This window comes from Ruegeria sp. A3M17 (assembly GCF_003318255.1).
Taxonomy (GTDB): Bacteria; Pseudomonadota; Alphaproteobacteria; order Rhodobacterales; family Rhodobacteraceae; genus Ruegeria.
Map to the genome: position 1 here is coordinate 78009 of NZ_QOCF01000008.1, position 12921 is coordinate 90929.

Annotated in this window: 11 protein-coding genes; 2 read left to right on the forward strand and 9 right to left on the reverse strand. The window is 57.6% G+C overall.

Annotated features, from left to right (window positions below; genetic code table 11):
* Positions 1-53 precede the first annotated feature (53 nt).
* The 7 genes from DS906_RS05335 to DS906_RS05370 all read right to left on the reverse strand — a co-directional run bounded on the left by DS906_RS05335 (position 54) and on the right by DS906_RS05370 (position 7226).
* Positions 54-698 (reverse strand): DUF1523 family protein, encoded by a 645-nt coding sequence (locus DS906_RS05335; RefSeq protein ID WP_113789175.1) that lies wholly within the window; start codon positions 696-698, stop codon positions 54-56.
* Between the two features lie 11 nt (positions 699-709).
* Positions 710-976: a hypothetical protein gene (locus DS906_RS05340; RefSeq protein ID WP_113789176.1), complete on the reverse strand. Its 267-nt coding sequence runs from the start codon at positions 974-976 to the stop codon at positions 710-712.
* Entirely contained in the window at positions 977-2314 is a 1338-nt protein-coding gene (locus DS906_RS05345; protein ID WP_113789177.1) for a DUF6638 family protein, read from the reverse strand.
* A complete protein-coding gene (locus DS906_RS05350; RefSeq protein WP_113789178.1) occupies positions 2311-2769 on the reverse strand; it encodes a hypothetical protein in 459 nt (152 codons plus the stop codon). The genes DS906_RS05345 and DS906_RS05350 overlap by 4 nt, the downstream gene beginning before the upstream one ends.
* A complete protein-coding gene (locus DS906_RS05355) occupies positions 2766-4697 on the reverse strand; it encodes an ATP-binding protein (protein WP_113789179.1) in 1932 nt (643 codons plus the stop codon). Before DS906_RS05355 ends, DS906_RS05350 begins: the two co-directional genes overlap by 4 nt.
* Positions 4698-4750: 53 nt before the next feature.
* The gene (locus DS906_RS05360) at positions 4751-5869 is read right to left on the reverse strand and encodes a hypothetical protein (RefSeq protein WP_113789180.1); all 1119 of its coding nucleotides are present in this window, start codon (positions 5867-5869) and stop codon (positions 4751-4753) included.
* A gap of 277 nt (positions 5870-6146) precedes the next feature.
* Entirely contained in the window at positions 6147-7226 is a 1080-nt protein-coding gene (locus DS906_RS05370) for a hypothetical protein (protein WP_113789182.1), read from the reverse strand.
* A gap of 283 nt (positions 7227-7509) precedes the next feature.
* Here DS906_RS05370 and DS906_RS05375 point away from each other — a divergent pair, with 283 nt between their 5' ends.
* Both DS906_RS05375 and DS906_RS05380 read left to right on the forward strand, forming a co-directional pair.
* Complete coding sequence (locus tag DS906_RS05375) at positions 7510-8985, forward strand: NAD-dependent succinate-semialdehyde dehydrogenase (protein WP_113789183.1); 1476 nt, start codon at positions 7510-7512, stop codon at positions 8983-8985.
* A 128-nt stretch (positions 8986-9113) separates the two neighbouring features.
* The gene (locus DS906_RS05380) at positions 9114-11297 is read left to right on the forward strand and encodes an esterase-like activity of phytase family protein (RefSeq protein ID WP_113789184.1); all 2184 of its coding nucleotides are present in this window, start codon (positions 9114-9116) and stop codon (positions 11295-11297) included.
* 88 nt (positions 11298-11385) lie between these two features.
* Here DS906_RS05380 and DS906_RS05385 read toward each other — a convergent pair whose 3' ends face one another.
* Complete coding sequence (locus DS906_RS05385; protein WP_113789185.1) at positions 11386-12165, reverse strand: hypothetical protein; 780 nt, start codon at positions 12163-12165, stop codon at positions 11386-11388.
* 186 nt (positions 12166-12351) lie between these two features.
* On the reverse strand, positions 12352-12819 hold the full coding sequence (locus DS906_RS05390; RefSeq protein WP_113789186.1) for an Hsp20 family protein: 468 nt from the start codon (positions 12817-12819) through the stop codon (positions 12352-12354).
* Positions 12820-12921 lie beyond the last annotated feature (102 nt).

Consider the following 12921-nt stretch of genomic DNA (forward strand, 5'->3'; position numbering starts at 1 on the left):
ATCAGCAGGTCACTGCCAAGACTGGCCGAGGTGCCAAACGGCCCCTCCAAAACTTATTTGGATTTCCAACTGTTCAGCCACTTTCGGAACCTGCTGCCCTGCTCTTCTATGGCGTCGCCGGCGGCATAAATGCCATCTTCCATATTCTCGATCACGGGATCGACCCGCGCCTCACGAAACCGGCGCCAGCGGACCCAAAGGGCCCAAACAATCGCGAAGAAAACGGTCAGGAAAATGATATTGAACCAGGGAATAATTCGAACGTCAGGACTGTCGACTGCCCAGATCTTCACTGCATTCGGGAAAATCGACAGGAACTCACTGCGCCAGCCGTAATGGCGTACGACAACCCAACGGGGCGCCTCGGTCGTCGATTTCTGGTCCGCCGCTTCGGCTTGCAGGTTCGACGAATTCAGCTTGAAATAGGGCGGCCAGCCCCAGCCCGTGTCTTCGTTCCGATACACCATGACCTTGCCGTTGGTCTTGCGGGTCTGAATGAAAAACACATCGCGGTTTGGCGTTGTCGCATCACTGCCAACGTCATGAACAGACCAGAAGATGCTGTTCTCACCAGGGTCGATCCGTTTCTCATAGGTATCCGAAATCCGAACCACATCGTGCTGCGGAAGGGTGTAATTCAACACCGCCGCAATTGTGCCCCAAAACAGGATGATGATAGCCCATTTGACGTAACGCATCAGCGAAACCCTCACATGAAGTTCGTAACATAAATCAGGATTGCGATCAGGCCCAGCGGCACCACGTAAATCCCAAGGATCAGTTTGCGTCGAAATGATCCGTCGTATTTTTTTAGCCCGCGCTGGACAAATGCATCGCGGTCGCCGGTCATTCCCTTTTTCTCCCAATGGGCGATCAGTTTGCCACGTCGCACCCGGCGAGAATAGATTGATACGCCCACATAAATGACCGTCAGAACGACCAGCAACGGGATCAAAAAACGCAGTGCGACGAACATTTAACTTCTCCCTACTGCGCCCCAAGGGCCGACGCGTGCGATGATGTCTTCGCTGACCCGGTCATTGCCGCTCATATCCGGTTCGTGGCCGAATAGTGCGGCCCGGGCGCCAGCCTTATCCACCTGATACTCGCGCGCAAGGAAGTCGGCAACATAGGCTTTTTTGGCCTCGGGCCAAGTCGCATAGGTGCGGTAGAACAGTTCCTTATGGCAAATGAACACCTGACGCGGGTCCAACGGGGCCAGTTCCGCCAATAACATGTTCACCAGATCGCGGTTCGGTGTGTTGGTCGCCCGCAGCGTATAGAAATAGGCCGGGTGATCCGAGGTGATACGCGGCCACGGTCCGCCATCCTTCGCCCAGCGCAACAGCTGCGCCAAACCGTTATAAGCCTCGGGCAGACGATCCGCGTGGTTTCGCGCCAACCGTCGCATGTCACCGCGATCCAACCCTGTCAGGTCAACGCCTGCATCGGCAGCGGCATCCACGGTCAGAAAGTCCATTTTTTGCTGCAAGATCGCGGCGGAATTCACGCCGCGCGCCTCGATGATCGTTTCGACCAAGCCGTTTAGCCCCAGGAACTTGGCAATCTGGTTCCGCTGCGACGGTTCAAAAACGTATTTGATCGGCATATCGTCGGGCTTTTCGCCCATGCAGATCGCCGCCGGATGATCCAGATCGGGGAACAGGTAGAGCCCGCCGAAATGCGCCGTCCAGAAATTGCGCTGCTCGAACGCAGTATGACGTAGGCGGACGGGGTTGCGGGTGACGTCGCCGGTTTCCTTGGCCGTTTCGATCATCTTGGCGATCAGCACATCATCGAACCAGGCGTCTTCTTCGGTTTTGAAGCGCTCGACCATGCCCGCCAGTTGCTGTGCCTTGCGCAGGGTGCCGCCTGCGGTGTCGGCCTCAATCTCGATCTTGCGCAGGTTCAGCAGATCGCGCGGTGTGGTGAGTTTGATGACCGAGTTCACCAGCTCTCCGGCCACTGCATCGGTCGCTGTCAGAGCGAACAGCTGCGCCTCGTTCATCTCGATGAATTCGCGCAGGATATCGCGCGAGGTCGAGAATTTGACGTTCAGCAAAGGCGCGCGTTTCTGTTCGGTCGTCAGCAGGATGAACTGCCGGTTGACCCCGTTGGGGTTGAGGTAAAGCTCATCCTCCAGCTCAATCCCCACCTCCGGCGAATAGCCCGAGATATCGACATGGAAATCCGTCAGCGCCGTGGTCTTGCCTGCCAGATGCTGCAGCGCGCGGTTATAGCGCTCGACCAGAGCCGGGCTGGAGATGTGGACGAGATTGCCAAACATCAGGCCTTTTTCGATGAGGCGGATCATTGGCATCCTTTCTGTCCGGCGCTCTTTTCCTCAACGTTCCAGAGAAACTCTTCCTGTTGGGCCAGTCGGACAAATTGACCTTTAGAAAGCAATTCACCGCTACCAGAACTACGGCGACTGATTGAAAGCGTTGCCAGACAAAACAAGACACTCAAGACCAATATTGCCCAGAGACCAACAATTCCGGACATCACACCAACAAGAACAATGAATATGGAAAGTGCCCCCATGCTTAGAAAGTAGTCTAAGCTTTCTACACCTCCGGTCAAAACGATTGATATCGCTACTGGGACGAGGGGGACGACTGTGAAAAACAACGCCACAGTATTCAATACTGCGCGAAGCCTAAGTCGGTTTAGTTTTTCTGAACCTGTTTTTCCTGTACGCCAGCCAACAAGGCAGGACACCGCCATGCTGGAAATGGCGAACACAAAAAATCCCAGACCGTCGATCACCCCTTCCCCTCCAAATACCGTCGCTTGGCTTCTTCCATCCGGCCCATCTCGCGGACGGCGTTCTCGATGGCGACCTCGTCGCTCTTGTCGGCATAGCGGAACTCGCTGTCGGCGTAGCGGTTGATCTCCTGGATCACCATCTCGACCGTGATCGGCTGGCGCAGGTCCTCGATCATGGCTTTCTTGGTGTCGTAGTCGCGGAACAGGAACAGGTCGGGGTTCTCCATCCACTCGTCGGGCAGTTCGAAATCCATCGCGCGGACCTTGACGGCGTCGGTGATGTTCTTGATCGCGCGGCCGGTGAACCGCTCATCCGCCTGTTGGATCGCCTTGAGGTAGGTGCCCATCTTGGCAATCGTATCCATCTGGCCGATATCGCCGGACACCCGGTCATAGACCTGCAGCAGAGCGTCCTCATGCGGGCGCGAGTGGCTTTCGAAACTGGCGGCGACAGCCTTTTTGATCTCCTGCGCGGCATAGGCTTCGTGTTCGCCCAGCGGGACGTCGTGGTTGCGGCCCATCAGCAGGTGCAGGATGTCGATGTAATCCTCGCGCGTTTGCGGCCCGTCGACCAGGAACCGAGCGCCCGCCCGCTGGCGCAGGGCGTCGTCCACATTCTCTGGGTAGTTCGAGAACATGCCAAAGGTGCAGTTGCCACGCACGACGGTGTTGGCACCCGCAAAGCTCTCCATCAGCACGGCGGTGATTTCTAGCTGACCGGCTGACGACTGCCGATCGCCGCGTTTACCCGCCAGCTGGTCGATATCGTCGATGGTACCAAAGCCGATAACCGAGGGGTCAAGGATCGTATCAATAAACGCCTTAGCATTCTGGCCAGATTTGCCCTGATAGCTGTCGATGTTGTCGGTGCTCAGGTTCTGATAACGGAACGGATAACCCGCGTTCTTGCAGTAATCGTTGATCAGCCCGGCCATCATCTGGATCAGGGTGGTTTTACCAGTGCCCGGTTTGCCGTCGCCCATGAAGGTAAAGATGAACCCGCCGAGTTCCGCAAACGGGTTCAGGCGGCGGTCGAAGTCATAGGCCATCACCATCTTGGCCAGCTTCATCGCCTGGTACTTGGCGATATGGTTGCCGACCACCTCATTCGGTTTCTTGAACGTCATGGTGAGGGTGGTGGATTTGGCTTTGGAGGCGGGCTCAAAACCCCGGATCGTCAGATCATCAGCCTCGATGTGCCATGCGGCGTTCTGGAACGGGGCCAGATGGCCTGCGGATTGCGCGCGCAGCGCGGCCTTTTCCATCAGTTGCTCGGCATAGGCGCTGGTGGCGGCAATCAGGTGGGCATCGTCGGGGGCATGTTTGGCCAGCGTCTGGTCCAGTTCCCACAGCGCGCCGTGCAGGGCGAGCTGGCCGTTATCGGTCAGAACCTCTTCGATCTCACCAATATCAACGGTGGTTTCACCCAGATGCGAGGACATCAGATAAGCCAGCGCATTTCCGAAGGTGTGCGAGGTGATCAGAGCCTCCGCCGTCAGAAGTTCCGAGAATTCGGTCTTGCGCGCGGCGGGCAAGTCCCCGGCCAAGTTCGCGCGTTTCAGATCAGCCAGCGAGGTCTGTTCCGCATAGGTCTCAGCCACAGCCAAGGCGATGGCAATGGCACGGCGGATGGCCTGCTGCGTGGTCGCCTGAGGCGGCGAGACCAACACATCGCCATCATCCGAGGCCTCGATCCGTTCGATCAGATGCACTCCGGCTGCGCGCGCGGTTCGGCGTGTCACCAGCCCCGGCGTCGTCGACCGAAACCGCCGTCCAGTGGAAACGCCCGGGGACCGCTCGGTCGCCACCTCAACCGCTTTGGCTATCCGCGGCGCGTGTTCAAACCCGTTCAGCAAGGCGGTCGCCGCTGGATAGTGTTTGCGAATGTCGTCTTCGCGCAATTCCATCTGATCTGACGTCAAACTCATTTCAAAACCGCCCTTGCTTCATCTTTTCAAAAACACTCCCGCCGGAGGCCAAACTAATAGAGCAACACCTGCCCGGCTTTGCTGACCACGAATTTGCGCACATCCCCAAATCCCGGCGGGTTACGCTCAGCCAGCACCTGAAACGGGCGCTGGGGCAGAATGATCGACCTCTGAGTACGGGTGGCCCCGGTTTCGGCCCCCTGCCCGCCGAACGGGTCGAGCGCGAAGACCTCGCGCTCGACTGTGGAAAACCACCCGGCACGCTCTTCGATCACCTCTTCGCTTTCCAACTCTTCTGTGGTCCAAGCCAGTGCCCAGTCCTGACCTTGCGGTGCCTGTGCGTCCTCAAGAACCTGCCGCAACGGGCCGGTTTGCTCGGTGTAGGCCGAGGAATACATCGGACCTACGTGGATGCGGCGCAGGTGTTTGGGGTGCAGGTCGTCGAAGTCCTGATCGAACCCTTTGGCGATGGTCACCAGTTTCAGCCCGCCTAAGCTTTGCGCCATCAGATGCGCCTGCACTTCTGGCCAGCGGCGTTGGTCTTTGGGCAGAGCGGTTTTGCCGCTGTCCTCCAACTGCATCAAATAGATGACCGGCAGGTTGATCTGACTGTCATAAACCGCCCAGTGGACCATGAACTTGCGCCGCTCGCCTTCATTTCCGATCCAGTGACATTCCGGATCATTGCGGGCCCAGAACAGCTGACCTTTCAGCAATTCCTCGTAATAGAGCCTTTGGGATAGCGCGAATTGCAGCTTGGTGGGAATTTCCTGATCGCCGATGATGGTGCGGACCATGTCGGTTTTCAGGTCATCTTCAGAGGGCATATTCGCCAGATGCACCTGCGCCTGTTGCGCGTCATTGGCCATGGTCAGCAACTCGGCCGCCACCGGAAACCCGCTGTCGCGCTTGTCCATGGCGAGACTGCCAAAGAACCGCCCCGTATCGCGCCCGACCAGCAAGTATTTCATGCTGAGCGCGCGGAAGGTGTAGAGCAGCCCTGAAAGGTAGCGCGACACGATCCGCACCTCTTGTTTGCTGATCGCGCCCTCCGCCTCCATCGTCGCGGCCACGCGCAGGAGATGGACAGTGATCACCTCGAATTTGCGGAAGTACCGGCGAGAGGCGAAAGTGTCAGTCAGGCCGACGTGGTCTTGGGTGGGGTCACTCATAAACGGTTCCCAAACCTATCGAAAAGCCATGGACGATGTTTCTTTTCGATTTTCAGCATTTCTTCTTTGAGCATCCTCAGCGAATACAGAAGTAGCCAAAAACTACCGAGTACAACGGATATGCCCACTAGCTGGAAGAGGAAATCGTTTTCACTCAAAAACCTTTGAGTTACGAAAAATACGAAAAGCATCGCTCCAACTATGCACCCGAACATCGCTAGCAGCTTGAGGAGCAGAATGAATACGTCTTTCGTCACGTCAAATCTCGCCGATTAGCTCAACCCCCATACAAATTCTTATCGTGCTTCTCGACAATCGAGGCAAACCGGCGGGCAAAGCGTTCATCCGCCTTGGCCTTTTTCTCCAGCACGTCGCGGGCAAAGACCATGTGGTCCTCATGCGCCTCAAGCATGTCGGCCATCTTCTGGTTGGTCGCGGTGCCGATGGCGGCCATGGCGGTCTGCGCCTCCTGGTCCGTCTGCACGCCGATCTCGTTGATGCGGTGGGCCACGTCCTGCTGCTGCGCAGTTTTCAGCGATTTGGTCAGGGCGTCATACAGCACCACGCGCTGCTGCGTGTCTGTCTGCAGCTTGTTGATCAATACCATCTGCGTCGCCGCCTGGTTCTGCAGTGAATCAACCCAGGTCTTGCCCTTTTCGATATAGCGTTCGAGCGTTTGGCTTTTGGCCAGCTTGACCTGCTCTTCCTGAACCTTGGCATTGTATTGCTTGTTCAGCTCGGCCAGTTCGGTTTCCAATTGGGTCCGCGCGGCCGCGTCCTGTTCGACGCTGATTTTGTTCTCCAGAGTGATAATCGTCGGGTCCATGCCCTGAATTTCAGCCCGCAAAGCCTCCAGTTCGGCCACCGTCGCCTCGCGGTCGTCCAGCGTGCCGGTCAGGTTTTCCTCGACCTTCACGCGCTGTTCTTCCAACACGGATAGCTGCCCTTGCAGCAATTGAACGATAACGTCGGATTTGGCGATCAGGTCCTGCAGCTTGTCGTCGATATTGGCGGTGCGCATGCGTTCCTGCCGCATCGACTCGGATTTGCCCTTGGAGAAGATGCCGACAAACGTCTCCCACCCGGATTTCGAGCGCATCTCGTCGAAGTCCTTGGAAAAGGCGCTGGTGACGTCGTCCAGACCCATGATCAGCTCGGCGATATTGGCGTTCATCACCTCGGTATGGGCGTGAACATCCTCAAGCGTGGCGTTTTCGATGTCGATGTCGGCCTCGGCAGAGCCGATCTTAGAACGCGCGGCTTCGATCCGGGATGTCAGCCCTTCGATCTGAGACTGGCTTTCGCGCACTTTTTGCTGCGTTTCCTCAATCAACGCATCAAACTGCTGGTTCGACATCTGTCCTATTCCTTTTTTAATTATGCACCCAACAAGATAGGAGATGTTACGATCATTTACATCCCCTTGGGCATCCAATCCTGTGGAACTTTGGCAAACTCCGCGAAAAAAAGATAGGCGGGTTGACACTTTGACCTCAGATCGCATGAATGCGCCCCGGTAGGCAAAAAACGTCACGTTTACCATACGAAAACTGGATTGATCTGACCCCACGGGTGGCCATAGACAATCCGGGAGGCACATGTTTGAGTGCTAACAAATTTTTATTGCCGGAGGCTGACCCATGCTGGACGCGACAACCGACCTGAAATCAATCCTGAAAAACCCCGATCTGCTTGTAACCAAAGCCTATATCGGCGGTCAGTGGGTCGACGGGGACAATGGCACCTTTGCCGTGACCAACCCTGCGCGCGGCGACGTCGTAGCCGAAGTCGCAGACCTGAGCCGCGCGCAGGTCGCCGGCGCGATCGCACAAGCTGAGGCTGCGCAAAAGGAATGGGCCAAGCTGACCGGCAAGGAACGCGCCGTGATTCTGCGTCGCTGGTACGACCTGATGATGGAAAACGCCGAAGATCTGGGCAAGATCCTGACCGCCGAGCAAGGCAAGCCGCTGGCCGAGGCCGTTGGTGAGATCGGCTATGGCGCGTCGTTCATCGAGTTCTTCGGCGAAGAGGCCAAGCGCGTTTATGGCGAGACGATCCCGGGCCATCAGCGCGACAAGCGGATCATGGTGCTGAAACAGCCGATCGGTGTTGCGGCCTCGATCACGCCGTGGAACTTCCCCAATGCGATGATCACCCGCAAGGCCGCTCCGGCGCTGGCGGCGGGCTGCGCCTTTGTTGCGCGCCCGGCCAAGGAAACACCGCTGTCCGCATTGGTTATGGGCGTTCTGGCCGAACAGGCCGGTATCCCTGCGGGCGTGTTCAACGTATTGCCGTCCTCCAGCTCCAGCGAGATTGGCAAGGAATTCTGCGAAAACCCCGGCGTGCGCAAGCTGACCTTCACCGGCTCGACCGAAGTGGGTCGCATCCTGCTGAAACAAGCCGCTGATCAGGTCATGAAATGCTCGATGGAACTGGGAGGCAACGCGCCATTCATCGTGTTCGACGATGCAGATCTGGATGCGGCTGTCGAAGGCGCAATGATGTGCAAGTTCCGCAACAACGGCCAGACCTGTGTCTGCGCCAACCGCATCTATGTGCAGGCGGGCGTGTACGATGAATTCGCGGCCAAACTGAAAGCCGCTGTCGAGGCGCTGAAAATCGGTGATGGTCTGGCTGAGGGCACGACAACCGGCCCGCTGATCAACGCCGAAGCAGTGATCAAGGTCGAAGAGCACATCAAAGACGTCACCGACAAGGGCGGCGCGGTTCTGACCGGTGGTCAGCCACACGATCTGGGCGGCACCTTCTTCCAGCCAACCATTGTAACCGGCGTGACGCAGGACATGATGGTGGCGCAGGATGAGACCTTTGGCCCACTGGCGCCCCTGTTCAAGTTCGAAGACGAAGACGACGTGATCGCGATGGCCAACGACACGATCTTTGGTCTGGCGTCTTACTTCTACGCCAAGGACCTCAGCCGCGTGTACAAAGTGGCCGAGGCTCTGGAATACGGCATCGTCGGCGTCAACACAGGCATCATCTCGACCGAGCTGGGCCCGTTTGGCGGCGTTAAGCAGTCCGGCCTGGGCCGCGAAGGCAGCCACCACGGTTTGGAAGACTATCTTGAGATGAAATACGTCTGCCTGTCGGTCTGATCTGAAAAGGCCCCGGTGCTGCGTGCCGGGGCCATTACGTTTGTCACAAAACTGCAAACAAACCGTCACATCCCTGCAATGACCCGCGTTCATCCCCCTCTCATCCAAGTGAGAGAGGATACCACCCGATGTCATTGCACTGTGTCTGCCTGACATCTGCCCTTGCCCTGACCGCCGGTCAGGCTGTGGCAGAAATGAATTTCAACCGAATTGCGTCTTTCCCCGTCGTCAAAAACATGGCCGAGGGGGCGGATGCCACCCGCGAAACCTCGCCCGAGATCATCGCAACGACTGCTGATGGCATGACGCTGGTCTATACCGACAGCCCACTGGGTATGATTGGCATGGTCGACATCACCAACCCAGCGAACCCCGCGCCGCTGGGCACGATGGACGTGGGTGGTGAGCCGACATCCGTGGCGATTGTTGGTGCGACGGCTTTTGTGGGCGTGAACACATCGGAAAGCTATACTGCCCCTTCGGGCAGGCTGATCTCGGTCGATATTGCGGGCAAGGCCGAAACCGGTGCCTGTGATCTGGGTGGTCAGCCCGACAGTGTCGCGATTGCCCCGGATGGCAGCTTTGTTTCCGTAGCCATCGAGAATGAGCGTGACGAAGACATGAACGACGGGGTCCTCCCGCAGCTGCCCGCCGGGACACTGGCGCTGGTGCCGTTGAAAGACGGCGCACTGGATTGTGCGGGCATGAAGATGGCCTCGCTGACAGGGCTGGCCCACGTTGCCCCCACTGATCCCGAGCCAGAGTTTGTCGACATCAACACCCTGGGTGAAACCGTCATCACCTTGCAGGAAAACAACCACATCGCGGTTGTCGACAAGGATGGCAACGTGGTCAGCCATTTCTCGGCAGGCAGCGTGGATCTGGAAGGCATAGACGCCACGGATGAGCGCGGCGCGCTGATCTTCACCGAAAGTAAACTGGGCCGTCTGCGCGAACCAGACGCGGTGAAATGGATCGACGACACCCATTTCGCCACCGCCAACGAAGGCGACTATCAGGGCGGTTCGCGCGGCTGGACGATCTTCCACAAGGACGGCACCGTTGTTTACGAAAACGGTACCGAGTTTGAGAAGGCCATCATCCAGATCGGTCACTACCCCGACAAACGCTCGGACAGCAAAGGTGTTGAGCCTGAAAGTGTGACCGCAGCGACCTTTGGTGACACACCAATGATCTTTGTAGGGGCCGAGCGCGCCTCGGTCGTGGGTGTCTATGACGCCACCGACCCAACCAACCCGGTTCTGGAACAGCTGCTGCCTTCAGGCGTTGGTCCCGAAGGTTATGTTGCGATCCCGGAACGTAACCTGCTGATCTCGGCCAATGAAAAGGACCTGATCGAAGACGGTGGACCGCGCGCGCATGTGATGATCTACGAATATCAGGACGCCCCGGCCACCTATCCGCAATTGACGTCCGCGGGGGCGGATGAGCTGATCGGCTGGGGCGCGCTGTCCGGTCTGGTGGCAGATGAGGGCGGTATGATCTATGCGGTCAACGACAGTTTTTACGGCTTCCAACCCTCGATTTTCAAGATCGACCCCAGCCAGAAACCCGCCCGCATTGTGGATGTGATCCGCATCCACCGTCAGGACGGCAACCCAGCGCAAAAACTGGATCTGGAGGGCATCACGCTGGACGGTAAAGGCGGGTTCTACGTCGCCTCCGAAGGCCGCACCGACCGTGTTATCCCGCATGCGATTTACCACGTGTCCGCTGATGGCCTGATCAAGGACCGCAAAGGCGAGATCGGCCTGCCACCTGAGCTTATGGCCGTCGAAAAACGCTTTGGGTTTGAGGGCATCACCCGCGTTGGCAACACCCTGTGGATGGCCGTTCAGCGCGAATGGAAGGACGACCCTGAAAACCACGTGAAACTGGTGGCCTACAACCTTGAGACCAAGGAATGGGGCGCGGTGCACTATCCCAAAGCGGACCCGGAAAAGGGCTGGGTCGGTCTGTCGGAAATCGTGGCCTTTGGCGACCACGTCTATGTCATCGAGCGTGACAATCAGCACGACCACCGCGCCGTGACCAAAAAGGTCTACCGCATACCGTTGTCTGACATGACCCCGGCCCCGCTGGGCGACCTCCTGCCCGTGGTCAGCAAGCAAGAGGTCCGCGACCTGCTGCCCGGCCTGACCTCAACCGGCGGTTACGTTCTGGACAAGATCGAAGGCCTGGCCATCCTGCCCTCGGGCGAGGCGTTTGTGATGACCGACAATGACGGAGTCGACGACGCCTCCGGCGAGACTATGTTCTGGTCGATTGGGTCGGTGACTGCTGGGAATTGAGCAGCCCGCAATATGCAGGAAGGCCCCGTGCATAGGTGCGGGGCTTCATTACGCGAGAATTTCCCAGCCCAAGGTGGCCTCGCCACATCTACTGATCGACAGTTGATGGTGATGCCCCCTCTGATAGTGCATCCTCAAACATCTGTGCGATTTGCGCGTCGCTCGGCAAGGATTGATCATTGGTCGTTTCCGAGAACCAAAGGAATCTACCCGGTTTCTGTTCGGATTGATAAATGCGCAGAACAAGCTCGGCCTGCGAGATGTCAAAAGCGTGCGGGTCAGCCACCCGAAACAGGAAAACGCCGCTATAGGCCTGCTTGGGAAACTGCAGAAACGATTGCGCGTCATGATAAGCCAACCAGTGCGTCTCGTTGAACAGAACAAACTCCACGTCATCAGTGACCTGTTTCGTGACCAGCGGCCGCCCATTTGCATCCTGCACATATCCTGACAAACTGGTCAGGTCGAACGGTCCAGCTCGGTAAATCTCTTCTGCAGGGCCCTGTCCCACGCGAACTTCGGCGATCTTCGACACATGTCCGCCTTCAATCATCTCGGCGCATACCAATGCGCAGTCCGGAGATTGTGACCCGACGACCAGAACACTTGCATCCTGCATGGTGAGGGCCTCAGGCAATACCGCATCTGACAGAAACTCGTCCGTTTCTATGTCTAGCAGGAGGCTGTTCAGAACAGGGATTCCAAAGATGCCGAAAACCGCAAGAACAAGCATTCCGCCCCCCACGATCTTTGATCCACGTCCTTTCCGAAAAAGCAAAAATGCCCCAATCAGGCAAAAAAGACCCACAGCGATATACGGCGACAAAACGAGCAGGGCATATAGGATGCCAAGATCACCTTCACCCATGTGGCACTCCTCACTTCGGTCTGATTGCTTGCGGGTGACCTTCTCACTCAATGCCAGATGCAGCAAGCAGGTTCGGTGACTTGAAAATCACTTCGCAGACAAACAACGCCCCGCGTCTGGAGGAACGCGGGGCGTATGGTGCGATAATCCAGAGAGGAACGATTATCGCGGCGTATAGCGGTCGCCTTAGTTCACGGCTTTGGCGTCGACCACGTCCTTTTCGATGGCATTGGCCGAAGAAATCTCGATCCGGCGCGGTTTCAGTGCTTCGGGCACTTCGCGCTTCAGGTCGATGTTCAGCATCCCGTCTTCGTGATTGGCGCCGGTGACGCGCACGTGATCGGCCAGCGCAAAGCGGCGTTCGAACGCGCGGGTGGCGATGCCACGATGCAGATAGCTGCGCTCTTTGTCTTCGGCGGCTTTTTTGCCCGCGACGATAAGGGCGTTTTCTTTCATTTCGACCGACAGGTCATTTTCCGAAAAACCGGCGACAGCAACCGAGATCCGATAGGTGTCGGCATCGGTCTTTTCGATGTTGTAAGGCGGGTAGCTCGGCTGAGCCACATCATTGGTCAGCACGCGATCCATCATGTCGGCGATCTGGTCGAAACCAACGGTGGCACGGTGCAGGGGTGCAAAATCAAAACTACGCATGTGTCATATCCTCATATCAGAGCGATCTGTGTTCTGCCCTCCGTTCGGACGGGCATCTGGTTGATACGGGCCCCGTTCGTGGCGACCCGATACAGTTCACAT

Coding starts and splice junctions, on each gene's coding strand:
- DS906_RS05335 (WP_113789175.1), bottom strand. CDS start 698: ATGCGTTACGTCAAATGGGCTATCATCATCCTGTTTTGGGGCACAATT.
- DS906_RS05340 (WP_113789176.1), bottom strand. CDS start 976: ATGTTCGTCGCACTGCGTTTTTTGATCCCGTTGCTGGTCGTTCTGACG.
- DS906_RS05345 (WP_113789177.1), bottom strand. CDS start 2,314: ATGATCCGCCTCATCGAAAAAGGCCTGATGTTTGGCAATCTCGTCCAC.
- DS906_RS05355 (WP_113789179.1), bottom strand. CDS start 4,697: ATGAGTTTGACGTCAGATCAGATGGAATTGCGCGAAGACGACATTCGC.
- DS906_RS05360 (WP_113789180.1), bottom strand. CDS start 5,869: ATGAGTGACCCCACCCAAGACCACGTCGGCCTGACTGACACTTTCGCC.
- DS906_RS05370 (WP_113789182.1), bottom strand. CDS start 7,226: ATGTCGAACCAGCAGTTTGATGCGTTGATTGAGGAAACGCAGCAAAAA.
- DS906_RS05375 (WP_113789183.1), top strand. CDS start 7,510: ATGCTGGACGCGACAACCGACCTGAAATCAATCCTGAAAAACCCCGAT.
- DS906_RS05380 (WP_113789184.1), top strand. CDS start 9,114: ATGTCATTGCACTGTGTCTGCCTGACATCTGCCCTTGCCCTGACCGCC.
- DS906_RS05385 (WP_113789185.1), bottom strand. CDS start 12,165: ATGGGTGAAGGTGATCTTGGCATCCTATATGCCCTGCTCGTTTTGTCG.
- DS906_RS05390 (WP_113789186.1), bottom strand. CDS start 12,819: ATGCGTAGTTTTGATTTTGCACCCCTGCACCGTGCCACCGTTGGTTTC.